The 22,358-nt window shown below is 65.7% G+C and carries 22 protein-coding genes and 1 pseudogene; 10 read left to right on the top strand and 13 right to left on the bottom strand.

From position 1 onward, the window contains the following. Positions 1-59: 59 nt before the first annotated feature. Positions 60-752, bottom strand: a complete 693-nt coding sequence (locus tag B3E94_RS21400; protein WP_286915104.1) for an SOS response-associated peptidase family protein — start codon at positions 750-752, stop codon at positions 60-62. Positions 753-852: 100 nt separating this feature from the next. On the opposite strand from B3E94_RS21400, the gene B3E94_RS21405 reads away from it, so the two are divergent. After that, the gene (locus B3E94_RS21405; protein WP_236238328.1) at positions 853-1,284 is read left to right on the top strand and encodes a LexA family protein; all 432 of its coding nucleotides are present in this window, start codon (positions 853-855) and stop codon (positions 1,282-1,284) included. Here the strand turns inward: B3E94_RS21405 and B3E94_RS21410 are convergent. Then, on the bottom strand, positions 1,279-2,484 hold the full coding sequence (locus tag B3E94_RS21410; protein WP_286915105.1) for an MFS transporter: 1,206 nt from the start codon (positions 2,482-2,484) through the stop codon (positions 1,279-1,281). The two genes, B3E94_RS21405 and B3E94_RS21410, sit on opposite strands and share 6 nt — an antisense overlap. A gap of 136 nt (positions 2,485-2,620) precedes the next feature. Between B3E94_RS21410 and B3E94_RS21415 the strand changes: the two genes are divergently transcribed. Next, on the top strand, positions 2,621-3,898 hold the full coding sequence (locus B3E94_RS21415; RefSeq protein WP_286915107.1) for a Y-family DNA polymerase: 1,278 nt from the start codon (positions 2,621-2,623) through the stop codon (positions 3,896-3,898). Between the two features lie 62 nt (positions 3,899-3,960). Here B3E94_RS21415 and B3E94_RS21420 read toward each other — a convergent pair whose 3' ends face one another. From B3E94_RS21420 to B3E94_RS21430, 3 genes are all read right to left on the bottom strand, one after another. Then, positions 3,961-4,275 (bottom strand): helix-turn-helix domain-containing protein, encoded by a 315-nt coding sequence (locus tag B3E94_RS21420; protein WP_286915108.1) that lies wholly within the window; start codon positions 4,273-4,275, stop codon positions 3,961-3,963. After that, the gene (locus B3E94_RS21425; protein ID WP_286915110.1) at positions 4,262-4,582 is read right to left on the bottom strand and encodes a transcriptional regulator; all 321 of its coding nucleotides are present in this window, start codon (positions 4,580-4,582) and stop codon (positions 4,262-4,264) included. Before B3E94_RS21425 ends, B3E94_RS21420 begins: the two co-directional genes overlap by 14 nt. 111 nt (positions 4,583-4,693) lie before the next feature. After that, on the bottom strand, positions 4,694-5,977 hold the full coding sequence (locus tag B3E94_RS21430; RefSeq protein WP_286915111.1) for an arsenic transporter: 1,284 nt from the start codon (positions 5,975-5,977) through the stop codon (positions 4,694-4,696). Between the two features lie 231 nt (positions 5,978-6,208). On the opposite strand from B3E94_RS21430, the gene B3E94_RS21435 reads away from it, so the two are divergent. The 4 genes and pseudogenes from B3E94_RS21435 to B3E94_RS21450 all read left to right on the top strand — a co-directional run bounded on the left by B3E94_RS21435 (position 6,209) and on the right by B3E94_RS21450 (position 10,713). Further along, positions 6,209-8,449: a TonB-dependent siderophore receptor gene (locus tag B3E94_RS21435; RefSeq protein ID WP_286915112.1), complete on the top strand. Its 2,241-nt coding sequence runs from the start codon at positions 6,209-6,211 to the stop codon at positions 8,447-8,449. 136 nt (positions 8,450-8,585) lie between these two features. Further along, complete coding sequence (locus B3E94_RS21440) at positions 8,586-8,873, top strand: iron transporter (RefSeq protein ID WP_286915113.1); 288 nt, start codon at positions 8,586-8,588, stop codon at positions 8,871-8,873. Continuing rightward, positions 8,870-10,384, top strand: a pseudogene (locus B3E94_RS21445) (PepSY-associated TM helix domain-containing protein). The gene B3E94_RS21440 and the pseudogene B3E94_RS21445 overlap by 4 nt, the downstream one beginning before the upstream one ends. After that, a complete protein-coding gene (locus B3E94_RS21450; RefSeq protein ID WP_286915115.1) occupies positions 10,381-10,713 on the top strand; it encodes a DUF3325 domain-containing protein in 333 nt (110 codons plus the stop codon). The pseudogene B3E94_RS21445 and the gene B3E94_RS21450 overlap by 4 nt, the downstream one beginning before the upstream one ends. Here the strand turns inward: B3E94_RS21450 and B3E94_RS21455 are convergent. The 3 genes from B3E94_RS21455 to B3E94_RS21465 form a co-directional block, all read right to left on the bottom strand. Continuing rightward, complete coding sequence (locus B3E94_RS21455; protein WP_286915116.1) at positions 10,706-11,299, bottom strand: biliverdin-producing heme oxygenase; 594 nt, start codon at positions 11,297-11,299, stop codon at positions 10,706-10,708. The two genes, B3E94_RS21450 and B3E94_RS21455, sit on opposite strands and share 8 nt — an antisense overlap. A gap of 92 nt (positions 11,300-11,391) precedes the next feature. Further along, on the bottom strand, positions 11,392-12,177 hold the full coding sequence (locus B3E94_RS21460) for a sulfite exporter TauE/SafE family protein (RefSeq protein ID WP_176512118.1): 786 nt from the start codon (positions 12,175-12,177) through the stop codon (positions 11,392-11,394). Positions 12,178-12,285: 108 nt separating this feature from the next. Continuing rightward, the gene (locus B3E94_RS21465) at positions 12,286-12,909 is read right to left on the bottom strand and encodes a helix-turn-helix domain-containing protein (protein ID WP_176512117.1); all 624 of its coding nucleotides are present in this window, start codon (positions 12,907-12,909) and stop codon (positions 12,286-12,288) included. Positions 12,910-13,023: 114 nt separating this feature from the next. Here B3E94_RS21465 and B3E94_RS21470 point away from each other — a divergent pair, with 114 nt between their 5' ends. The 3 genes from B3E94_RS21470 to B3E94_RS21480 all read left to right on the top strand — a co-directional run bounded on the left by B3E94_RS21470 (position 13,024) and on the right by B3E94_RS21480 (position 15,684). Next, on the top strand, positions 13,024-14,160 hold the full coding sequence (locus tag B3E94_RS21470) for an NAD(P)/FAD-dependent oxidoreductase (RefSeq protein WP_286915117.1): 1,137 nt from the start codon (positions 13,024-13,026) through the stop codon (positions 14,158-14,160). 12 nt (positions 14,161-14,172) lie between these two features. Beyond that, entirely contained in the window at positions 14,173-14,550 is a 378-nt protein-coding gene (locus B3E94_RS21475) for a RidA family protein (RefSeq protein WP_286915118.1), read from the top strand. Between the two features lie 69 nt (positions 14,551-14,619). Further along, positions 14,620-15,684, top strand: coding sequence for a hypothetical protein (locus B3E94_RS21480; RefSeq protein WP_176512114.1), 1,065 nt, complete (start codon positions 14,620-14,622; stop codon positions 15,682-15,684). 61 nt (positions 15,685-15,745) lie between these two features. On the opposite strand, the gene B3E94_RS21485 is transcribed toward B3E94_RS21480, so the two are convergent. From B3E94_RS21485 to B3E94_RS21500, 4 genes are all read right to left on the bottom strand, one after another. Continuing rightward, positions 15,746-16,150 carry a hypothetical protein gene (locus B3E94_RS21485; RefSeq protein ID WP_286915119.1) on the bottom strand — a complete coding sequence of 135 codons (405 nt, stop codon included), beginning with the start codon at positions 16,148-16,150 and terminating at the stop codon, positions 15,746-15,748. After that, positions 16,143-17,540, bottom strand: a complete 1,398-nt coding sequence (locus tag B3E94_RS21490; protein ID WP_286915121.1) for a PAAR domain-containing protein — start codon at positions 17,538-17,540, stop codon at positions 16,143-16,145. The genes B3E94_RS21485 and B3E94_RS21490 overlap by 8 nt, the downstream gene beginning before the upstream one ends. Before the next feature lie 211 nt (positions 17,541-17,751). After that, a complete protein-coding gene (mcpA, locus tag B3E94_RS21495) occupies positions 17,752-19,638 on the bottom strand; it encodes a methyl-accepting chemotaxis protein McpA (protein ID WP_286915122.1) in 1,887 nt (628 codons plus the stop codon). Positions 19,639-19,782: 144 nt separating this feature from the next. Further along, positions 19,783-20,661, bottom strand: a complete 879-nt coding sequence (locus tag B3E94_RS21500) for a LysR family transcriptional regulator (RefSeq protein ID WP_286915123.1) — start codon at positions 20,659-20,661, stop codon at positions 19,783-19,785. A 100-nt stretch (positions 20,662-20,761) separates the two neighbouring features. Between B3E94_RS21500 and B3E94_RS21505 the strand changes: the two genes are divergently transcribed. Further along, a complete protein-coding gene (locus B3E94_RS21505; protein WP_176512111.1) occupies positions 20,762-21,190 on the top strand; it encodes a PACE efflux transporter in 429 nt (142 codons plus the stop codon). A gap of 64 nt (positions 21,191-21,254) precedes the next feature. On the opposite strand, the gene B3E94_RS21510 is transcribed toward B3E94_RS21505, so the two are convergent. Continuing rightward, a complete protein-coding gene (locus B3E94_RS21510) occupies positions 21,255-22,304 on the bottom strand; it encodes a hypothetical protein (protein WP_286915124.1) in 1,050 nt (349 codons plus the stop codon). Between the last annotated feature and the right edge of the window lie 54 nt (positions 22,305-22,358).

The following is a 22,358-nucleotide window of genomic DNA, read 5'->3' on the forward strand; positions in this document are numbered from 1 at the left end:
TACCTGTGTACCTGTGGGAGCCGGCTTGCCGGCGATAGGGCCGGTACACACCCCGCCATTCACGCGTCGTGCATCACGATCAACTCAGCCCCTTCATTGCGCACATTCCCCACCGCCGTGCCCACCGCAAACCACTCGAACGCCTCCACCGGCAAGCACTGCTCGCGCGCCAGCCGCTCGGCTTGCGCGGCCGGCACCTGGGGGTCGATCCACGCCCGCGCATCCGCCGGCGCCAGCACCAGCGGCCGGCGGTCATGGATATCGACCATCCCGGCATCACTGGCGGCGGTGATGATCACGAAGCCATCCCCCTCGTTCGGCCCGAGCCCCACACGCACCTGCGCCAGCGCCGCCATGAACATCGGCGCCTGGCTTTTCAGGCGAATGAAATAGGGTTGCTTGCGCTTGGGGTCGCTGGGGTCGGTTACCCATTCGTACCAGCCATCGGCCATCACCAGGGCCCGCCCCTGGGGCCACAGGGCCTTGAAGAACTTGCCGGTGGTCACCGTCTCCACCCGCGCGTTGATCGGCGCAGGCCGCTTGCCGGTGGCCCAGAACGGCGCCCAGCCCCAGTGGCAAGGGTCGATGCGCAGGCCGTCGGCGGCGTTGTGCAGGATCAGCACGCGGCTGCCGGGGGCGACGTTGTAGCGGCCGATGGGCAGGTTGTCGTAACCGCTGATCACGTCCTGCTCGGCGTCCAGTTCACGCAGGTAATCGGCGAGGCCCTGGTACTGGGCGAAGCGTCCGCACATGGCATGCACCCCACTTGTCGAAATTTCCTACGCCGAGATTGACCGGGTCGCAGGCATATCATTACTGTATATGTATACAGCTATTAATCAAGGCAGTGCCATGGCTTCCATCCTGGGCCCGATCACCTGTGGCAGCGCGGCGCTGCCGCGCTACCTGTTTCGCGTTCCGGCGGGGTTCCCGTCGCCGGCGGCGGACCACATGGAGCAACCCATCTCGCTGGACGAGTTGTTCAACCTGCGCGCGCCGCACATGTACCTGGTCAGGATAGACGGCGACAGCATGCAGGGCGCCGGGATCTTCGACGGCGACCTGGTGTTGGTAGACCGCTCGATCGAGGCGCGCCACGGTCATATCGTGATTGCCGCGGTCAACGGCGAACCCTTGTGCAAGCGGTTGCAACGCATTGGCGCGCAGGTGGTGCTGCGCTCGGAAAACCCGCGGTTTGCGCCACGCTACATCATGGAGGGTGACGAATTGACCATCTGGGGGGTGGTGACCTTCAGCGTGCGCAGCCACGACCCGCATTCATGAGGCCCGCAGCGCGACGCCCAGCAAGGTCGCGCCGGCAAAACCCGCGCCCACCAGGAAGGTGGCCTGAAAGCCCAGCCCATCCCACAGCAGCCCCGCCACCACGCTGGCGGCCAGCAGCGCCAGCCCGGTCAGCAGGTTGAACAGGCCGAACGCCGTACCGCGCAGGTGGGCCGGCGCGCTGTCGGCGATCAGCGCCGCGAAGATGCCCTGGGTAAAGCCCAGGTGCAGCCCCCAGGCCACCACCCCCAGCGCCAGCCCGGCCCAGCCCGGCACCAGTGCCAGCAGCACGTCGGCCGCGACCAGCAAGCCGAGCCCGGTCATCAGCACGCCGCGCCGGCCGACGCGGTCTGACAGCGCGCCGGCGGGGTAGGCCGACAGCGCGTAGGCCAGCGCCATCAACACCAGCACGGCCGGCGCCCACAGCGGCGCCAGGCCCATGTCCTGGGCACGCAGCAGCAGGAACGCCTCGCTGAAGCGGCCCAGGGTGAACACCATCGCCAGGCCGATCAGGCGCCAGTAGGCCGGGCCCAGGCGTGCCAGTTGGTGCCATGCCAGCGGCGAGCGGGCGCTGCTTTTCGCTGCCGAAGCCGGCGGTTCGCGGACGAAGGCGACAAGAATGTACACGGCCAGAAACGCCGGGATCACCGCCACCCAGAACACCGTCTGGAAGTGGCTGGCGGTCAGCCACATCAGCAGGATCGCCAGCAGCGGCCCGAGGAAGGCGCCGACCGTGTCCAGCGCCTGGCGCAGGCCGAAGGCTGCCCCGCGCAGTTCGGCCGGGGTCACGTCGGCCACCAGCGCATCGCGCGGCGCGCCGCGGATACCCTTGCCGACCCGGTCGACGAAACGCGCCCCGATCAACCATTCCAGCCCCGAGGCCATCGGGAACACCGGCTTGGTCAGCGCGCCCAGGCCATAGCCCAGCACCGTGAGCAGCTTGCGCTTGCCGAAGCGGTCGCTGAGGGCGCCGGAAAACACCTTGGTGATCGACGCGGTGGCCTCGGCAATGCCTTCGATGACGCCCACCGCCACCACCGAGGTGCCGAGCACGGTGACCATGTACAGCGGCAGCAGGGCGTGGATCATCTCCGAGGAAATGTCCATGAACATCGACACGAAACCCAGCGCCCAGACGCTGCGGGGGATCTTCGGCAAGGCCTTGCTGGCGGCCGGTGGTGCGGCTTTTTCGACGCTGCGCATGGTGGAGCCTCGGCGCGATCGCTACGTTCGAAACTGTAGGAGCCTGGGCGCAGGATGCAAATCGGATGAGTGGGCAGCGCCTGCGCCCGGTGCTGTGGTTAACTGTATATAAATACAGTATTCGTGAACCCGCCCGATGAAACCTTCTCCTGTCTATGCCCTGGTCGACTGCAACAGTTTCTACGCCAGCTGCGAGCGCGTGTTCCGCCCCGACCTGCTGCGCACGCCCATCGTCGTGCTCAGCAACAACGATGGCTGCATCATTGCCCGCAGCGCCGAGGCCAAGCCGTTGGTGAAGATGGGCCAGCCCTACTACCAGGTGAAGGACCTGCTGCGCCGTCACGGGGTGGTGGCGTTCTCGTCCAACTATGCGCTGTATGGCGACATGAGCCAGCGGGTGATGACCGTGATCGAGGGGATGGTCCCGGCGCTGGAGGTGTATTCCATCGACGAAGCCTTCGCCGATCTTTCCGGTATGCCTGGTGACCTCGAGTACCTGGGCCGTGGCATCCGCGAGCGGGTGTTCAAGCACACCGGCATCCCGGTCGGGGTCGGCATTGCCGGCACCAAGACCCTGGCCAAGCTGGCCAATCACGCGGCCAAGCGCTGGGCGGTGCAGAGCGGCGGGGTGGTCGACCTGCGCGACCCGCTGCGCTGTGAGCGGGTGCTGAAGCGCTGCGACGTGTCCGAGGTGTGGGGCATCGGCAAGCGCCTGACCGCGCACCTGCAGGCCATGGGCATCCGCAGCGCCTGGGAGCTGTCGCGCGCCGACTCTGGGCTGCTGCGCAAGACCTTCAGCGTGGTGGTGGAAAAGACCGCCCGCGAACTGGCCGGCACGCCGTGCCTGCAGCTGCAGGAAATCGACCCGCCCCGCCAGGAAATCTGCTGCAGCCGCATGTTCGGCCAGCGCCTGACCGAGCTGGCGCCGATCAAGGAAGCGGTGGCCACCTACGTGATGCGCGCCGCCGAGAAGCTGCGCGGGCAACGCTCGCTGGCGCGGCGCATGCGCGTGAGCATCCGCACCGGCATGTTCAACCCGGACGAGCCCCGTTATGCCAATGGCGTGGTGGTGCAGTTGCCGTACCCCACCGACGATGTGCGGCTGCTCACCCGCATGGCGCTGGAGGCGCTGGAGCGGGTTTATCGCCAGGGCTTTCGCTACAGCAAAGCCGAGGTGCTGCTGCTGGAGCTGTGCCAGCGCGGCGAGTTCACCGGCGACCTGTTCACGCCAACGCAGACGGCGCAGGCCGAGCGGGTGATGGGTGTGATCGACGGGGTGAACGCACGCTGGGGTAGGGGCACGCTGCGCAGCGCAGCGGTGCCGGCGGTGGGGGAGTGGGCGATGCGGCGGGAGTTGATGAGTGCGGGGTTCACCACGCAGATGGCGGGGTTGTGGCGGGTGAACGGCATCTGACATCGCGGGGGCCGCTGCGCGGCCCATCGCCGGCAAGCCGGCTCCCACAGGTTCAAGGCCGGCTATCGCGCCTGCAGGACTTCGCGGAAAACGTCCGGGCGAGTCGCTGCGATGTGCAGCAGCGATCGGGCGGCTCCAGATGGGGTGCGGCGACCCTGCTCCCATTCCTGAAGGGTTCGCACCGAAACGCCCAGCAGCTCTGCGAACCGAGGCTGAGAAAGCCCGGTCTTGCTTCGTGCCTCGGCGGCCTCGGTCACTTCTACCTGGCGCACGGCGCCGTAGTGGCCAGCTTTTACCTCGCGGATGGACTCCAGCAGCTCTTCGCCAATGTTGCGAGTGGCATCGCGCAGCATCAGTTCTTTTTCAGTCAGGGGCATGGGTAAGCTCCTTCGCAATCTTGCGCAGCACGTGCGCGGGTATGTTCTCGGTGGCGCTCTTGCCGTAAATGAGCAGTGCAACCAAAGCGCCGTTGGCCAGCTGGGCGGTATAGATCACCCGTACTGCTCCACGCTTGCCTTTGCCATCCAGGCTCCAGCGCACTTTGCGGCAACCTCCTGAACCGGGAATTACCGCACCGGCATCAGGGTCATTCGCAAGATAGGACATGAATGCCCCATGTTCTTCCTGGGTCCAATAGTCGGGCCACTGCCTTGAAAAAAGTGGGGCTTCAATGATGGTAAGCATACTGCATCCCTACGTCTTTGACGTAGGGATTTTGCTTGGGGTGTGCGAGATCAAGAAGCGTCAGGTTGTATCGGGTGGTTTCTGGCGGGGTGCGCAGCAGCCCCAACACGCTCAAAGACTCAACCGCAAGGCCAACGCCGCCAACGTCACCAGCAACACCGGCACCGTCAACAACACCCCCACCTTGAAGTAGTACCCCCAACCAATACTCACGCCCTTGCGCGCCAGCACATGCAGCCACAGCAACGTGGCCAGGCTGCCGATCGGGGTGATCTTCGGCCCCAGGTCGCAGCCAATCACGTTGGCGTAGATCATCGCCTCCCTCATCACCCCCTGCGCCTCGCTGGCATGGATCGACAGCGCGCCGATCAGCACGCTGGGCAGGTTGTTCATCACCGACGACAACAGCGCCGCAATCAGCCCGGTCCCCAGCGAGGCGGCCCACAGCCCGTGGCCGGCCAGCCAGTTCAGCGCGCTGGTGAGCGAGTCGGTCAGGCCGGCATTGCGCAAGCCATAGACCACCAGGTACATCCCCAGCGAGAACACCACGATCTGCCACGGCGCCTCGCGCAGCACGCGGCGGGTGGAGATCACGTGACCGCGCGCAGCGACGGCGAACAGCACCGCCGCGCACGCTGCGGCCACTGCACTGACCGGGATGCCCAGCGGTTCGAGCACGAACAGGCTGGCCAGCAACGCCAGCAGCACCACCCAGCCGACACGGAAGGTCGCCCGGTCGCGCACGGCCATGGCCGGCAGCTTCAACTCATCGGTGGCGTAGCGCTGCGGAATGTCCCGGCGAAAATACAGCCACAGCACCAGCAGCGTGGCCGCCACCGCCACCAGGTTGACCGGCACCATCACGGCGGCATAGGCGTTGAAGCCCAGGCCGAAGTAATCCGCCGACACGATATTGACCAGGTTCGACACCACCAGCGGCAGGCTGGCGGTGTCGGCAATGAAGCCGGCGCCCATGACGAAGGCCAGGGTCGCGGCAGGGGAGAAGCGCAGCGCCAGCAGCATCGACATGACGATCGGGGTGAGGATCAGCGCCGCACCGTCATTGGCGAACAGCGCCGACACCGCCGCGCCCAGCAGCACCATGAAGGCGAACAGGCGGCGCCCGTCGCCTCGCGCCCAGCGCGCCACATGCAGTGCGGCCCATTCGAAGAACCCGGCTTCGTCCAGCAGCAGGCTGATGATGATCAGGGCGATGAAGGTGCCGGTGGCGTTCCAGATGATGGCCCACACGGCAGGAATGTCGTGCAGCGAGACCACCCCGAACAGCAGCGCCAGCGCGGCGCCGAGGGTGGCGCTCCAGCCCACGCCCAGGCCTTTGGGTTGCCAGATGACCAGGGTCAGGGTGAACAGGAAGATCAGTGCGGCGGTGAGCATGGACAGCTTGTCTCGACGTGGATGGGAAGGGCGGTCACGACTGTACACGGGCCACCGTCGCTTCGGACAAGTTCCGTTACAAACATGTAAGTTTCGTAAATAAGATTTAAACTCATTTGAGAATCACTATATTCACCATCCCTGTTGGCCCCCAAACGAGGCCGGTGGGCGAAGGCTTCCGGCATCCGCCTGGGGTGTGCCGTTCGCCCATGATCCGCAGGAGATGTGTCAATGCAGTGCAAAACCTCACCCAACAGCGTGGCCCTGGCCTTCGTCGCCCTGGCATCGCCAGCCATGCTGGCCAATGCCGCCGACGCCGAGCCGCAGCGTTCCGGTGAGGTGCTGCAGGCCCCGGCAGGGGAAAAGGCGCTGGTGATCCAGGACACCCTGATCACCGCCGAGCGCGAAGCGCGCCAGGCGCTGGGCTCCTCGATCATCACCGAAGAAGACATCAAGCGCCGCCCGCCGGCCAACGACCTCTCGGACATCATCCGCCGCGAGCCTGGCGTCAACCTGACTGGCAACAGCGCCAGCGGCGCACGCGGCAACAACCGGCAGATCGACCTGCGCGGCATGGGCCCGGAAAACACCCTGATCCTCATCGACGGCAAGCCCTCCAGTGCGCGCAACGCCGTGCGCTACGGCTGGAACGGCGACCGCGACACCCGCGGCGAAACCAACTGGGTGCCGGCCGAGGCGGTCGAGCGCATCGAAATCCTGCGTGGCCCGGCGGCCGCGCGCTATGGCTCCGGGGCCATGGGCGGGGTGGTCAACATCATCACCAAGCGGCCCACGGACGAGCTCAAGGGCAACCTCAACTTCTACACCCAGATGCCCGAAGACAGCGCCGAAGGCGCCAGCCGCCGCGCCAACTTCAACCTCAGCGGCGGCCTTACCGATGACCTCGGGTTCCGCCTGTTCGGTGGCCTGGCCAAGACCGACGCCGACGACCTGGACATCAACGCCGGGCATGCCAACAGCGCGCTGGTGGCCGGCCGCGAGGGCGTGCGCAACAAGGACATCAACGGCCTGCTGAGCTGGAAGCTCAACGACGAGCACCGCCTGGAGGCCAGCGCAGGCTACAGCCGCCAGGGCAACATCTACGCCGGCGACACCATGAACAGCAACGGTGGCGGCAACCTCGAGCTGATCGACAGTTTGTATGGCCACGAAACCAACGTCATGCAGCGCAACACCTACGACCTGACCCACCTGGGCGACTTCACCTGGGGTACCAGCAAGAGCACCCTGGCCTACGAGTACGTGCGCAACTGGCGCCTCAACGAGGGCCTGGCCGGAGGCCCGGAAGGGGCGATCAACGACAGTGGTGCGGCGATGTCGCGGCTGCGCAACACGCGCCTGAGCAGCGAGGTGAACCTGCCGTTCGCCATGGGCAGCACCGAGCACGTGCTGACCTTGGGCGGCGAATACCTGTACGAGTCGCTCAATGACCAGGGCTCGTTCCGCCCGCAAAGTTTCGACCCGAGCGGCGGCAGCGGCAACGCGATCATCGGTTTCGACCGCAGCGACTCGAAGATGACCGCCAAGAGCTACGCGCTGTTCGTCGAGGACAACATCATCCTTGGCGACACCACCGTGACCCCAGGCCTGCGCTTCGACCACCACGAGATGTTCGGCGACAACTTCAGCCCCAGCCTCAACCTGTCGCACAAGCTCACCGAGGCGCTGTCGGTCAAGGGCGGCATCGCCCGCGCCTACAAGGTGCCGAACCTGTACCAGTCCAACCCCAACTACCTGCTCTACAGCCGTGGCCAGGGCTGCAGCGTGCAGCAGGGCAACTCTGGCGGCTGCTACCTGCAGGGCAATGCCGACCTCAAGCCGGAGATCAGCGTCAACAAGGAAATCGGCCTGCTGTACGACCGTGGCAGCTGGCGCACCAGCGCGACGTACTTTCGCAACGACTACCAGAACAAGATCATCGGCGGCACCGACCTGCTCTACACCATCAACAACGGCCGCCGCGTGACCCAGTGGGAAAACGCCGGCAAGGCGCGGGTGGAAGGGATCGAGGGCAACCTGTTCGTCGAGCTCAGCCCGGTGCTGGACTGGAACACCAACCTGACCTGGATGCTCGACAACGACAACCGCGAGACCGGCGAGCCGCTGTCGGTGATCCCCGAGTACACGGTCAACAGCACCCTCGACTGGCGCGCCACCGACAAGCTGTCGTTGCAGCTGGCCGGTACCTACTACGGCAAGCAGAAGTCGCCGACCTACAACTACCGCACCCAGGAAAAGTACGACAGCGAGGCGCAGCAGGACGTCGAGGCCTATGGGCTGGTGGATGTGAGTGCCGGGTACAAGTTCAACGCCAACTATGACGTGCGGGTGGGGGTGAACAACGTGTTCGACAAGCAGATTCTGCGTGGCGGCAATGCCAGCAGCTCGGGGGCCAATACCTATAACCAGCCGGGGCGGGCGCTGTTTGCTGCGCTGAATATCTCCTTCTGAGCTTAGGGGCCGCTGTGCGCCCCATTCGCGGGGCAAGCCCGCTCCCACAGGCCACCCACTGTCCTTGAGGCTGTGCAGGTTCTGTGGGAGCGGGCTTGCCCCGCGAATGGGGCGCACCGATTTTCAAGGAAGCCACATGTCTAGATCCCCCGCCTGGCTGCAAATCCTCTCCCGCAGCGCCGCCGCGCTGCTCGGCGGCTATGCCTTCAGCTACGCCGCCACCGCTTGCCTGGCCCGCCTGTTGCCACTGGCCGACCGCGATGCGGTCATCGTCGCCACCTTGCCCGCCTTCCTCTTCTACACCCTGGCCATCCTCTGGGCCTTCGCCAGCCGTGACGCCCTGCGCGCCTGGGCGCCGCTGGCGGTGGCGGCGCCCTTGGCACTGCTCGGCTTCTGGCCCCAGGCCCTGGAGTGGCTGGCATGAAAAACACCTTCACCCAATTGATGGCCTGGCTGCACACCTGGGCCGGGCTGATCTTCGGCTGGCTGCTGTTCGCCATCTTCGTCACCGGCACCCTGGCGGTCTTCGACAAGGAGCTCAACCACTGGATGCAGCCGGAGATTCCGTCGGCAGCAGTGCCCCAGGCCACCGCCGCGCAACGCGCCATCGACTACCTGCAGGCGAACGAAGCCCAGGCCGGCAACTGGGGCGTCAGCCTGCCGACCGAGCGTGCCCCTGGGCTTCGGGTGTCCACCGGCGAGCGGCGCCATGGCGGCGGGGTGCAACTGGACCCAGGCAGTGGTGAGCCCATCGCGGTGCGCGACAGCGTCGGCGGCAACTTCTTCTTCCGCTTTCACTTCACCCTCGACCTGCCGCGCAACTGGGGCATCTTCGTGGTCGGGGCGCTGGCCCTGGTGATGCTGGCGGCGCTGGTCACCGGCATCGTCATCCACAAGAAGATCTTCAAGGAGTTCTTCACCTTCCGGCCCGGCAAGGGCCAGCGTTCCTGGCTGGACTTTCACAACGCCAGCGCGGTGCTGTTGCTGCCGTTCCACCTGATGATCACCTACACCGGCCTGGTGATCTTCATGCTCATCTACATCCCGGCCGGCGTCGATGCGTTGTTCGCCGGCGACAACCGCGCCTACTTCCAGGCCCAGGGCAACGCCCGCCTGGAGCAGCCACGGGCGCTGAGCAAGCAGCCGGCCGAGCTGGTCGACATCGCGCCGTTGCTGGCCCAGGCCGAGGCGCGGCTGGGGCCGATCGCCGGGTTCAACATCCGCAACCCCAACACTGCAGGAGCACGTATCGAAATCCGCCCCGAACTGGGCAATCGCATCGCACTGTCCAAGGGCCAGGCGATGGTCTTCGACGGAGTCAGCGGCGCGCTGCTCAGCGATGTCAGCGAGTGGCGGGCGGCGCCGTTGACCCAGCGGGTGATGGCCGGCCTGCATTTTGCCCAGTTCGGCGGCTACCCGATGCGCTGGCTGTATTTCGTCTGCGGCGTGATCAGTTGCGTGATGATCGCCAGCGGGCTGGTGCTGTTCTGCGTCAAGCGTGGGCGCTAGTACGCCAGCAGCGAAGCGCCTGGCCACCGCTGGTACAGGCTGGCCGAGGTATGCAATGTCGGCTTCGTTTCCGGGCTGCTGCTGGCGTGCGTGGGCCTGTTGTGGGCCAGCCGCCTGTTGCCGATGGAGCTGGCCGGGCGCGAGGCCTGGGAGGTGCGGGCATTCTTCGGCCTGTGGTTGTTGGCGCTGTTGCACGCGGGCGTGAGGCCGGCGCGCCAGGCTTGGGTCGAACAACTGGGTTTGGCGGCGCTGCTGTGCATGGGCCAGGTGGCATTCGGCGGGCTGGATGACGCGTTGCGCCTGGGTGTGGCGGCAGGCGCGCTGGCCTTGGGCGCCTTGCTGGGCCTGGTGGCGCTGCGCGTTCAGCGGGCGCAGCCGGCAACGCGCAAGGTCGGGGCAGGGCGGCGGCTGGAGGTGGGCGCATGATGCTGTTGATCGCAGGTGCCGGGCTGTTTGCCTACGCCGGCATGCTCGGGCTGTGCCAGGGGCTGCAGCGGCACTACAAACATGTATGGCAGCGCGAGTGCCCGGCCGTGTTTGGCAAGCTCCTGCGCGGCGCGGGTTGGCTGGCGCTGCTGGCCAGCCTGTGGCTGTGCGCCCAGGCCTGGGGCTGGGCGATGGGGCCGGTGGCGTGGTGCGCGCTGCTGTCCCTGGCCGGGCTGCTGCTGGTCGTGCTGTTGCCTTACTGGCCGCGCCTGGCGGTGTGGCTGGCCGGCGCACTGCCGGCTTGGGGGCTGTGGCAGTGGGTCAGTTGACCGGCGCCGGGTTGAGCACGTTGCGCTGCCCCAGCCAGTGTTCGAAACAGGCGAAGGTGTCGATAGCTGCCTGCACGGTGGCGGCCTGCGCCGCCGGGGCGCTCGGGGCCTGGTCGAGGCGCTCGAGGAAGTCGCGCCAGTAGCGCCCGGTAAGGGCGCCGTACACATCCAGAAAACCCGCACCGCTGCTCGGCCCCAGGCCAAGGCGCTCGGCCATCGCCCGCTTGAGCACCTGGCCGCCCAGGGTCGAGCCTTCCAGCACGTACATCACGCCCAGGGCGCTGGCTTCGTCGCGCACCACCGGCAAGGCTTGGCACAAGGGCAGGGTGTCGATGTCGCTGGCGCTCAGTGCGAGGGCCTGCAGGTCCAGTGCCAGTGCGGGGGTCTTGGCGCGCAAGGGTTCCTGGTACGCGCCCAGGCGCGCTTCGAGCGGCGCGTGGAAGCCGTAGTAGGCTTGCATCAGCCGGCTGTAGGCGGCGGTGTCGAAGCCGGCATCGAAGAACGGCAGGCGCGCCTCGAGGGCTTTGTGGCAGGTGAGGGTGCCTTCGCGCAGGGCGAGCAGTAACGGGCTGGGGGTGGCTGGCATTGAACGGGCTCTGGTGGCATTTCGCCTAGTTGGACTGGCGATCGTACCGCAGTGTTCCTGCCAGGCCGCGACTTTATCGCGGCCCAGGCGCTTCAGAATGCCAGTTTGTAGCCGATCAGCAGCAGCATCGCCGCCAGGCACGGGCGCAGCACGCGGTCGGAGATGCGCCCGGTGAGGTGGCTGCCCAGGTAGATGCCGGGCAACGAACCGAGCAGCAGGTAACCCAGCAGCGACCAGTCCATGTTGCCCATGCCGGCGTGGCCGAGGCCCGCCACCAGGGTCAGCGGCACGGCGTGGGCGATTTCGGTGCCCACCAGGCGGCGGGTGACCAGGAACGGGTAGAGCAGGAACAGCGCCACGGTGCCCAGCGCGCCGGCACCGATCGAGGTCAGCGTGACCATCACCCCGAGCACCACGCCGGTCAGCACGGTGAGGATATTCAGGCTGCGGTCGCTCAAGTGATAGTGGTCACCGGCATGGCGGCTGGCGAAGGCCTGCAGGCGCGACTTGAACAGGATCGCCAGCGCGGTGAGGATCAGCACCACCGCCAGGCCCTGCTTGATGATGGCGTTGAGCGCCGAGGTGTCGGTGTGCAGGGTGCTGAGGAACAGCAGGGTGAGTGCCGCAGCCGGCACGCTGCCCAGGCTCAGCAGGCCGGTGATCTTCCAGTCGATGTTCTTGTTGCGGGCATGTACCCAGACGCCACTGGCCTTGGTGATGGCGGCGTAGAGCAGGTCGGTGCCCACGGCGGTGGCGGGGTTGATGCCGAACCAGAGCAGGATTGGCGTCATCAGCGAGCCGCCACCCACGCCGGTCATGCCGACGATGAAACCCACAACCAGTCCGGCAAGGGTGAAACCGAAAGAACCTACATCCATACGCTACTCGACTGCCCAGCTTTGCCCGTGATCGGATGGGTGCCAGCATATAGGGAGTTTTTATAGCCAAATAGACTTGTTCGTTATTAGGTTATAACCAGCGGCAGCTCAGCGGTCGGTCATCACCACCATCACATGGGCGTCGCCGCCGTCGTCGCTTTCCGACAGGTAGATATGCCCCACCTGGCTGTCGAAATACGCCGTTTCCTGCGGGCCGATGCGCACCGCCTCGCCGGTTTCGAACTCGATGCGCACGCGCCCGCTCAGCACCACGGCGAACTCCTGCCCGGGGTGGCGGATAAAGTCATCGAACTGGCCGCGTTCGCGCGCGATGATGCGGGCATAGGCGGGGGTCATGCGCCGCTGCGGGAAGTCCCCGGCAAGCGGGTGGTAGTCGTAGGTGCCGGTGGAGTAGCCCGCCGCCGCTGGCAAGGAGTCGACCACCACGGTCACAGGTACCGGGGCATTCACCGAGCCGCTGGCACGAAACAGCTGGGCGATGTCGATATTCAGCGCCCGCGCTGCGGCGGCGAGTTTCTCGTAGCCCACCGACACCTGCGCCAATTCCATCTTCGACAAGGTCGAGACCGGCACACCACTGAGCGCAGACAACTGCTTGAGCGTCAGCTGGCGGGCCTTGCGCACCTGGCGCAGGCGCCCGCCAACCTCGGCGCGATCGAGCAGGGGCAGGGCAGTGGGGCGGCCTGTGGCGGCAGGGCGGTCATCGGGCATTCGCGGCTCTCGGTGTAGGACAAAGGTCGGGCATCTTACCTTGCAGCCTTGCTTATTTCTAAATTCTCATATATTAGAATTCTCATAAATGATAATTCCCTGGCAGGAGCGTGCATGACCCCGATCTACGACACCTTGATCATTGGTGCCGGCATTGCCGGCGCCTCCCTGGCCTACCGCCTGGCGGGCCAGCGCCAGGTGCTGCTGCTGGAGCGTGAAGCGCAGCCGGGCTACCACTCCACCGGGCGCTCCGCGGCGATGTTCATGGAGGCCTACGGCACCCCGCAGATCCAGGCCCTGACCCGCGCCAGCCGGGCGTTCTACGAAACGCCGCCGGCAGGCTTCTGCGAGCACCCGCTGCTCGAACCACGTGGCTGCCTGTACGTCGCCAGCCATGAGCAGGGCGAATTGCTCCAAGCCACCTACGCGCAGAACCTGGCCAATGGCACCGACGTCAGCCTGCTGGACCGCGAAGCCGCCCTGGCACTGGTGCCGAGCCTGCGCGACGAAGTCATCGTCGGTGCCGTGCACGAGCCAGGCGCCATGGACCTCGATGTGCATGCCCTGCACCAGGGCTTCCTGCGCGGCTACCGCGCCGCCGGCGGTGAGCTGCGCTGCAATGCCGAGCTGCTCGAAGGCCGCTACCTGGATGGCGTGTGGCATGTGACGCTGGCCGACGGCAGCCAGTTGCAGGCGCGCGAGCTGGTCAATGCCGCAGGCGCCTGGGCCGACCGGGTGGCCGCGCAATGCGCGGTGGCGCCGATCGGCCTGCAGCCGTGCCGGCGCAGCGCCTTTACTTTCCCCGGCCCGGCCGAGCAGGACTTCGCCCGCTGGCCGGCGGTGATCGGTGTCGACGAGAGCTTTTACTTCAAGCCCGACGCCGGCCAGTTGCTGGGCTCCCCCGCCAACGCCGACCCGGTCGAGCCGCAGGACGCCGCCCCCGAAGAGCTCGACATCGCCCTGGGCATCTACAACATCGAAGCCATGACCACCCTGGCCATCCGCCGCCCCAGCCACAGCTGGGCGGGCCTGCGTTCGTTCGTGGCCGATGGCGACCTGGTGATCGGCTTCGCCCCGCAGGCGCCGGGCTTCTTCTGGCTGGCGGCGCAGGGCGGCTATGGTATCCAGTCGGCGGCCGGTGCTTCGCGCCTGGCCGCCGACCTGTTGCTCGGGCAGCCGCTGTGCCCGAGCCTGATTGCCCAGGGCGTGGCGCCCGAGCGCCTGTCCCCGGCACGTTTCCAGTCATCCTGAAAGGAGCTTTGCATGAGCAACGACATCCAGCGTTTCCCCAGCAGCCTGCCATTCCCGTTCTCGCGTGCCGTCAAGGCGGGCGGTTTCCTGTTCCTTTCCGGGCAGGTGCCGATGAGCCCGGCGGGCGAGGTGGTACGTGGCGATATCCAGACCCAGACGCGCGCCGCCTGCGAGCGCATCGCCGAGAGCCTGGAGGCCTGCGGCGCGCGCTTCGACCAGGTGGTCAAGGTGACCGTGTGGCTGTCCGACATGGCCCACTTCGCCGGTTTCAACGAGGTCTACAAGGCCTTCTTCGGTGAGGCGCTGCCGGTGCGCTCCACCGTGGCCTCGGCACTGGCGCTGGGCGTGGACGTGGAAATCGAAGTGCAGGCCTACATCGGCCAGGGCTGAGTGCAGCCCCGTCGCGGCCATGCCCGCGACGGGGCCACCCACACACAACAAAAATAACCTGAGGTTCACATGCAAGAACAACTGAAGATCGCCGGGGCCTTCGTCGGCGTGATCGTAGGGGCGGGCTTTGCGTCCGGGCGGGAGTTGCTGTTGTTCTTCGTCGATTTCGGCGTCTGGGGGCTGGCCGGGGCGCTGGTCAGCGCCGCGCTGTTCACCTTCCTGGGCATGGCCTTGGCGGCGCTTGGCAACCGCCAGCGGGCGACGTCGCACAAGGATGTGATCCAGGCCATCTGCGGGCGCCACCTGGGTTTGTTCGTCGACTGGCTGATCACCTTCTTCATGTTCGCCGTGACCGTGGTGATGCTGGCCGGCGGCGGTGCCTTGCTGGAGCAGCAGTTCGGCATCCCGGCGCTGACCGGCAGCGTGCTGGTGACCCTGCTGGTGGTGGGCATCGTGTGCCTGGACGTGCGCAAGGTGATCGTCGCCATCGGCGCCATCACCCCGCTGCTGATCCTGGTGGCCTCGGCCATCGCCCTGTATGCCGTGTTCACCCGCGGGCAGAGTTTCGCCATGCTCGACCAACTGGCCAGCCAGCAGCAGGCCGGTACGCGCCACTGGCTGCTGGGGGCGTTCTTGTATGTGTCGTACAACATCGTCGCCGGCGCGCCGATCCTGGCGATTCTTGGCGGTTCGGCCAAGGGCGAGAAGACCGCGATATGGGGCGGCTTGCTCGGCGGCGCCGCGCTGGGTGGGCTGATGCTGGTGATGAGCGCCGGCTTGCTGTCGCGCCTGGACAGCGTCGCCGACCTGCCGATGCCGATGCTGTCGATCGCCAACGAGGTTTCACCGCTGCTGGGGCTGGTGATGTGCCTGATCATTTTCGGCATGATCGTCAACACGGCGGTGGGCACGCTGTTCTCGTTCCTGTCCCGGCTGCTGCCGGCGGGCACCGCCAAGTTCCGTTGGGGCTCGGTGGTGACCGGGGTGGTGGCGTTCGTCTGCAGCCTGGTGGGCTTCATCAGCCTGGTGGGGCAGGTGTATCCGCTGTTCGGCTACCTGGGGTTCGTGCTGATGGCGGCGGTGTTGCTGGCCTGGCTGCGGCGCGGCAGGCAGGGCAAGGTGGCGGTGGCGTAAGGGCTGCTGCGCAGCCCAATCGCCGGCAAGCCGGCTCCCACAGGGATCGGCGGCGCTGCGGTCACTGTGGGGGTTTGCCAAGCTCGATCAATGCCCAGCCAGCCATGATCCAGATAGCTGCCACTGCGGTACACCAAAATGAAAATTGGAGACGTCGCTTCAAATAGATCGGACAATTTCGACAGTCTTCAGCATTCAACCAGCCTCTACGAACCACCAGCGTCGGACAAATCGCCCCTAATGTTATACCCGCCACTATCATGGCCTTGGTTCGAATTGATACGGTGGTCCAATACCTCAAGTCTTCAATCACTCCGGGACTATTTTTAAACGCTGAACAAAGCGCCTCAAAATGCCGAGATCCTGCAAGGTGATAATGAACTCCAAGGCCAACAGCGCCGATAACAAAGGGCGCGAGGAAGAAGGCGATCTGTAGGCTGCCAGGCCAGGAATTGAATTCAGTCATACAGATTCTCGAAGACGACTTCACCAGCGGCCTCTCCAAATTTCTCCCCCCCTTTGCTCAAAGCAAAAGAAACACTGCCAACAAGTATGACCCCGCAAACGACCTTGCCGTAGATTCCAAATGCGCAGACTAGTCGAGATGCTTCAGCCCCTACCTTAGCGCCCGCTATTCCTCCACCTAAACCACCTGAAAAGCTGCCAGTTTCGGTAAAACGAATTCTTTTACACGCCTCGGTCTCTCCAGCCCTACAGGCTTCCTGCACTTTGAGATAGGAAGAACCCGCCCCGAGTCCAATCGCCACGTACCCGCCATACTTCAAGTAATTAGACGTCTTCGCCACTTCATCAAGGTGCGTGGCATACCCCGGAATCTGCCCTGGCCCACCCGCCTTTTTCCAGTGATGCACCAAGCTTTTGGTGGAGATACCCAGGTCGCGCCGAAGTGTGTCGTAACTGCCTAGATTCAATGTTTTATTCAAAAAACCAGCCCGTAACTGTGCGCTCAAATGCTGGTACAGCTCTTTGCGCTTTGCGAAGAAGTCCGCACTGTTCAAATGGCCGTGCAGTGCAAACTGTTGCTGATGCAAGGCTTCAATTCCTTTCAACGTATCCTTGACCTGCCCCAAGCCGCGTTCCAGCATGTCCTTGCCCACCCCCATCGACTGACTCGCCCCATTCAGCACCCCGGCAATCTCACCGATATGCCGCATCATGAAGTTGGCTTCCTCAACGGAAAGAATGGCTAGCGACTCTCTGGCCTTCTCCGCCACCATCATCAGTTCGGTTTCCTGAGCATTGCAGGCAAAGCCGCTACCGGGACTGCCAAGCACGAAGATCTCACCAGCCTTGAAACCTTCGGCAAATGTGGGATTGAGCCGCTGCAAAAGTGAGATGGGCAGTGGGCTATGCGTTGCTCCCAGGCTCTCCAGCACCTGCTCGAACGACATGCTGCGTTGCACGATGTGAAAGCCCGGCTCGACTAGCGCCGGTGAGGCACTTGCCGGGGTGCTGAATGCGTGGCTCGGTGATGCTGTTGGTGAAGCTGCAGCTTGGGCGGTATGTGCCTGGCTCGCCTGCTGTGTGGTTGAGGTGCTTGCCGCTTCACCAGGCCCTCCCAAGGCTAGGACGCGGTTTTTTCCCGCTGGGCATTTACACGCCACCAACGCCCCATCAACCACCGCCGGGCGGCCTTGGATGACGAAGTTCTGTACCCCTTCAACCAGCGTGCCGACTTCCCCACAGGCAGGGCATTGGGTGGTCTTGTCATACAACCGCAGCGCTTCACGCCCATGCCCTTTGAACCCGCTACCGCTGGCCAGGCATGTGGCCCCTGTGGTGGTGCGGTCCCCGTTCAACGCCTGGTTCCTGCCCTGGATCCTGAAACGTGCCATGCGCTATCTCCTCGAGTGAAAGCCGGGAAGCTAGCACTCGCCAAGCGCAAGAAAGTCGCGCCAAGACACAGCAAGAAAGATCCTACAAATCACGCTGAACTGCCCTACGCAGACAGTCACTCACGCCTCCAAGCCCACTCCCACAGGTGTCATGCGATTTTGGCTACAGCATATTGCCTGTGGGAGCCGGCTTGCCGGCGATGGGTTCACCTCAGATGCGGAAGCTGTCCACCAGTTGCTTCAAGCGCCCGGCCTGCTGCGCCAGCGCATCGCAATGGCGCAGGGTTTCATTCAGGTTCTCCACCCCTTGCTGGTTGAGCGCGTTGATCTGGGTAATGTCCAGGTTCAGGCTCTCGACCACCGCCGTCTGCTCTTCGGTCGCGGTCGCCACCGACTGGTTCATGCCGTCGATCTCGCCAATGCGCTGGGTCACGCTGGCCAGGCGCACGCCGGCCTGGTTGGCCACCTGCACGGTCTGCTCGCTGGACACCTGGCTGGTGTTCATGGTGTGCACCGCTTCGCGTGAGCCCACCTGCAGGCCGGTGATCATGCGGTGGATCTCTTCGGCCGACTCCTGGGTGCGGTGCGCCAGGTTGCGTACCTCGTCGGCGACCACGGCAAAGCCGCGCCCGGCCTCGCCCGCGCGCGCAGCCTCGATGGCGGCGTTGAGCGCCAGCAGGTTGGTCTGCTGGGAAATGCCCTTGATCACGTCGAGGATCTTGCCGATTTCGTCGGTGCTGGCGTTGAGCGTTTCGATCTGCGCGCAGGACTCGCTGATGCGCTGGGACAGGGCGGTCATCGCACTGATCGTTTCCTCCACCACCTCGCGCCCGCCGTGGGCCTGTTCGCTGGCGCCACTGGCATGCTGCGAGGCGTCGGCGGCGTTGCGGGCGATTTCCTGAGTGGCGGCGCCCAGCTGGTTGATCGCCGCGGCAACGCTGTTGGTGCGCATGCTCTGCTCTTCGGAGCCGATGATCGAGGCGTTGGAGGCGTTGACCACTTGCTCCGACAGGTCGTGCACCAGGCGCGTGGCCGAGGACACTTCGCTGATCGAGGTGTGGATGCGCTCGACGAAGCGGTTGAACGAGCTGGCCAGCTCGCCGAACTCGTCCTTGTGCTGCACGTCCAGGCGCCGGGTCAGGTCGCCTTCGCCCTCGGCGATGTCGCGCATGGCCCGGCCCATGGTGGTCAGCGGGCGCATCAGTACGGGGATCAGCAGGCCCAGCAGCACGGCGATGGCGACCACGGCGATGAGCATGGCGATCACCGCCGAGGTGCGGAACTGGCCGATGGCGGCGTAGGCCTTGTCCTTGTCGATCGACAGGCCGATGTACCACTGCGCCGACGGCAGGCCGGCCACCGGGGCGAACGAGATCAGCCGCTCCTGGCCATCGAGCTGCACATCCTGCATCCCCGCGGCCACGCGCAGGCCGCTGCCGGGGTAGATGTCCTTGAGGTTTTTCATCAGCTGGCTTTTGTCGGGGCTGACGATCACCTGGCCTTCGCTGTCGGCCAGGAAGGCATGGCCGATGCCGCCGAAGTCGACCGAATTGATGATCTGCACCAGGGTGTCGAGGGTCAGGTCGCCGCCGACCACGCCGATCAACTCGCCGCTGGCCTTGCTTTTGACCGGGGTGGCGATGGTCACCATCAGGCCGCCGACAGCGCCCTGGTAGGGGGCGGTGAGCACGGTCTGCCCGGCGTTCGCCGCACTGGCGTACCACGGCCGCTGGCGCGGGTCGTAACCGGCGGGCATCTGCGTGTCGGGGCGCTGGGTGAACACGCCGTTGGCCTGGCCCAGGTAGGTGAAGAGGAAGTTGCGCGTGTAGGAAGGTTGCTCGATCAGCCCGGCCAGCGTGTCGCCGGCCCCTTGCGTGGCGATGTCCTGGGCCAGGTTTTCCAGCACCAGGATGCGTCCGCTCATCCAGTTCTGCACGCTGCTGGCGGTCAGGGCGCCAGCCTGCTGGACCGACGCTTCGATGTTCTGGCGCAAGGTGTTGCGTTGCAGGTAATCGTTGTAGAGGGTGAACAGGGCGAATGCCAGCACCACGACGCCGCAGGCGCTGAGCAGGATTTTGTGGCGAAATTTCAGGTTCATGTTTCGAGACCTTAAGCCATGGAGGGGAGGGCGCCGCGCGCTTGTGGCGCGCTGGCGGGGCCTGTCTCCTGAGCTATCGGCGCGGGCGGTAAAACATTGAAATGCCGGCGCATTGTCTTGCGCCGCAGGCGACGGACGGCACCCCTAGCGGTGCGCCAGCTGCTCGATCAGCAGGCGCGCCGCCTGGCCCAGCGGTTGTTGCTTGCGCCACAGGGCGTGGATGGGCAACTGCAATTCGTTGCGCGTGTTGCCGAACGCCAGGCGCACCAGCCGGCTGCTGGCGATCAGCGGCGCGACCCGGGCCAGTGGCAGGTCACCCCAGCCAAGGCCGGCTTCGACCATCTGCAGGGCCAGGTCGAAACTGTCGGTGGACCAGTGCGTGGCACCGATCAGCGCCCGCGGGTCGAGCAGCGGCAGGTCGCGGCTGCGCACCAGGATCTGGCGCACCTCGATCAGATCTTCAAGGTTGCGGATGCGGCCTTCGCGCAGGGCCGGGTGATGGGGCGCCAGGGTCGCCACCAGGGTTTCCGTGCCGACGTGCTGAAAGCCGCGCCGGGCATCGACCTGCAGGCCGGCGAAGGCCAGGCACAGGTCGGCGCGGCCGCTGTCGAGCAGTTGCAGGGCTTCGTCCTGGGGGGCACTGAGCAAGTCGATGTCGAGCAGCGCAAAGCGCTCGCCGAGGCTGGCGATGGCGGCCAGCAGGGGGCGGTGGTCGATGTCCGGCACCACGGCCACGGTCAGGCGGCTTTCCAGCCCCTGGGAAAGCTCCAGCGCATGCACCTGCAACAGCCCCAGCTGTTCGGCGATCAGCCGCGCGTGAGGTTCGAGCGCCAGGGCCTGGGCGGTGGCGCGCACTTCGCGCGGGCCGCGCTCGAACAGGGCATAGCCCAGCTCCGCCTCCAGGTTGCCGATTGCCATGCTCACCGCCGAGGGCACGCGCTGCAAGGCCCGGGCCGCTGCCGAGAACGAGCCGCGGTCGAGCACGGCGAGAAACAGCTGGATGTTGTCGCTGGAAAAGTTCATGGGCGCATGCTGTCAGTTAATCTGAAAGCTGCCAACTTTTTCTGTCAGGTTAATTGAAGCATCCTTGCGCCCTTCGTTTTCGCGACATGAGGTTTTCCCGGTGCAGGGAGTCAAACGCAAACTGGTCTATGTGACCTTCTATGAACTGATCGGGCTGTGCATGTCGACCCTGGGGCTGGCGTATCTGTCCGACACCCAGGCCTCGCACACCGGGCCGCTGGCGGTGATGATCACCACCATCGCCATGCTCTGGAACCTGATCTACAACAGTCTGTTCGAGTACTGGGAAAGCCGCCAGGCCAAGCGCGGGCGCAGCGTGGCGCGGCGGGTGGCGCATGCGGTGGGGTTCCAGCTGACCTTGGTGGTGTACCTGATTCCGCTGATTGCCTGGTGGCTGGGCATGAGCCTGGTCGAGGCGTTTCTGGTGGACCTGGCGTTCATCATTCTGGTGCCGTGCTACACCTTTGCCTACAACTGGGCCTTTGACCGGATCTTTGGTTTGCCGACATCGGCGATGGCCACTGCCTGAGGGTGTCAGTAGCGGCCTCTTCGCGGGGCAAGCCCGCTCCCACAGAGGCCAGTACGGATTGCCGCTAGGGCAGGCGAATCAGCAACGGTTGCTGGGCTTGTGGCACCTCTTCCGGCTCCTGCGCCCGCGGCGCACTGGCCAGCAGGCTGTCCTCGACCTGCCCCGACAAGTAGTACACCCCCGCCATGGCCCCGCTCTGGCGGTTTTCCATCAACTCCTGCCACTCCTGGTTGAGCGCCACGTTGAGGATCACCCGCAACTGCTCGACCATCTCCGGGTGGTCGCGGTCATGGGTGATCATCCCGTAGCCCGCCGCCGCCACCGAAATCATCGCTCCGGCCACCTTGCCCACCGCGCTGGCCACGGCGCTGGCAATGCCCCGTGGGGCGAGCGTGGCGCCGAGTTTTTCGCTGGCGCGGTTGGCCACCGATGACAGGCCGACATCGGTCCTGCCCGGCCCCTTGGCGGCTTGTTGATGCAAGTATTCGCGCAGGGCCAGCCAGGCGGGTTGCTGGTCCAGGGCCTTGGCCCGCAGCAGTTGGTAGAGGCTGGCATTGCGCGCCGGCGGTGGGCCCAGGTTGATCGCCGGGATGCGGTTGAGGCGCTGGCTGACCTGCTCGGGCGGGGCGTTGTAGCGCTGAATGATGGCCGGCAACTGCTGGCCGAACAGCTGGATGTACAGCTCGCAGGCGCGGTCGCGGATGCTTTCGGGGTTGATCTGCTCGGCCACCGGGTCGATCACCCGCTTGTGGTATTGCTCCTGCAGGTACAGGGCCAGGCGTTTTTCCGCAGGCTCGCGGCCTTCGCCGCTGTCGAGCTTGTACCAGGCCACCTTGAGGGTCAGCCATTGCTGGGTCCAGTAGCCGGTGAACCAGGGGATGAAATCGCTCTCGGTGCGCTGCTGCACCTGCTCCTTCCACACCCGCATCGAGCGCCGCGCATAGTCGTTGGCCGAGCCTGCGGCGCCGACCGAGGCATCGATCAGCTCCTGGTCGATGCGTTGCCAGGCGGCGGGGTTGAGTACGGCGGGCGGCGGCGGTGGAGCAGGGCGTTTGCCGGCGCAGCCGGCGAGGGCCAGCACAAGGCAGAGCAGCAGGGGGATGCGCAAGCTCACTCGGTGGCCTCCCTGGGGTAGAGGCTGGGCGGTTATCCGAGTATAGGGCGCGGT

Origin of the sequence: Pseudomonas sp. UBA6315 (assembly GCF_002438125.1) — a bacterium.
Lineage (GTDB): Bacteria > Pseudomonadota > Gammaproteobacteria > Pseudomonadales > Pseudomonadaceae > Aquipseudomonas > Aquipseudomonas faucium.

Excerpts from the sequence above, each read along its gene's own strand:
- B3E94_RS21500 (WP_286915123.1), bottom strand. The coding sequence starts at position 20,661 with ATGAACTTTTCCAGCGACAACATCCAGCTGTTTCTCGCCGTGCTCGAC.
- mcpA (WP_286915122.1), bottom strand. The coding sequence starts at position 19,638 with ATGAACCTGAAATTTCGCCACAAAATCCTGCTCAGCGCCTGCGGCGTC.
- B3E94_RS21480 (WP_176512114.1), top strand. The coding sequence starts at position 14,620 with ATGCAAGAACAACTGAAGATCGCCGGGGCCTTCGTCGGCGTGATCGTA.
- B3E94_RS21420 (WP_286915108.1), bottom strand. The coding sequence starts at position 4,275 with ATGCCCCTGACTGAAAAAGAACTGATGCTGCGCGATGCCACTCGCAAC.
- B3E94_RS21490 (WP_286915121.1), bottom strand. The coding sequence starts at position 17,540 with ATGGCACGTTTCAGGATCCAGGGCAGGAACCAGGCGTTGAACGGGGAC.
- B3E94_RS21435 (WP_286915112.1), top strand. The coding sequence starts at position 6,209 with ATGCAGTGCAAAACCTCACCCAACAGCGTGGCCCTGGCCTTCGTCGCC.
- B3E94_RS21460 (WP_176512118.1), bottom strand. The coding sequence starts at position 12,177 with ATGGATGTAGGTTCTTTCGGTTTCACCCTTGCCGGACTGGTTGTGGGT.
- B3E94_RS21470 (WP_286915117.1), top strand. The coding sequence starts at position 13,024 with ATGACCCCGATCTACGACACCTTGATCATTGGTGCCGGCATTGCCGGC.
- B3E94_RS21415 (WP_286915107.1), top strand. The coding sequence starts at position 2,621 with ATGAAACCTTCTCCTGTCTATGCCCTGGTCGACTGCAACAGTTTCTAC.
- B3E94_RS21475 (WP_286915118.1), top strand. The coding sequence starts at position 14,173 with ATGAGCAACGACATCCAGCGTTTCCCCAGCAGCCTGCCATTCCCGTTC.
- B3E94_RS21410 (WP_286915105.1), bottom strand. The coding sequence starts at position 2,484 with ATGCGCAGCGTCGAAAAAGCCGCACCACCGGCCGCCAGCAAGGCCTTG.
- B3E94_RS21405 (WP_236238328.1), top strand. The coding sequence starts at position 853 with ATGGCTTCCATCCTGGGCCCGATCACCTGTGGCAGCGCGGCGCTGCCG.
- B3E94_RS21400 (WP_286915104.1), bottom strand. The coding sequence starts at position 752 with ATGTGCGGACGCTTCGCCCAGTACCAGGGCCTCGCCGATTACCTGCGT.
- B3E94_RS21430 (WP_286915111.1), bottom strand. The coding sequence starts at position 5,977 with ATGCTCACCGCCGCACTGATCTTCCTGTTCACCCTGACCCTGGTCATC.
- B3E94_RS21485 (WP_286915119.1), bottom strand. The coding sequence starts at position 16,150 with ATGACTGAATTCAATTCCTGGCCTGGCAGCCTACAGATCGCCTTCTTC.
- B3E94_RS21425 (WP_286915110.1), bottom strand. The coding sequence starts at position 4,582 with ATGCTTACCATCATTGAAGCCCCACTTTTTTCAAGGCAGTGGCCCGAC.
- B3E94_RS21465 (WP_176512117.1), bottom strand. The coding sequence starts at position 12,909 with ATGCCCGATGACCGCCCTGCCGCCACAGGCCGCCCCACTGCCCTGCCC.
- B3E94_RS21455 (WP_286915116.1), bottom strand. The coding sequence starts at position 11,299 with ATGCCAGCCACCCCCAGCCCGTTACTGCTCGCCCTGCGCGAAGGCACC.
- B3E94_RS21450 (WP_286915115.1), top strand. The coding sequence starts at position 10,381 with ATGATGCTGTTGATCGCAGGTGCCGGGCTGTTTGCCTACGCCGGCATG.
- B3E94_RS21440 (WP_286915113.1), top strand. The coding sequence starts at position 8,586 with ATGTCTAGATCCCCCGCCTGGCTGCAAATCCTCTCCCGCAGCGCCGCC.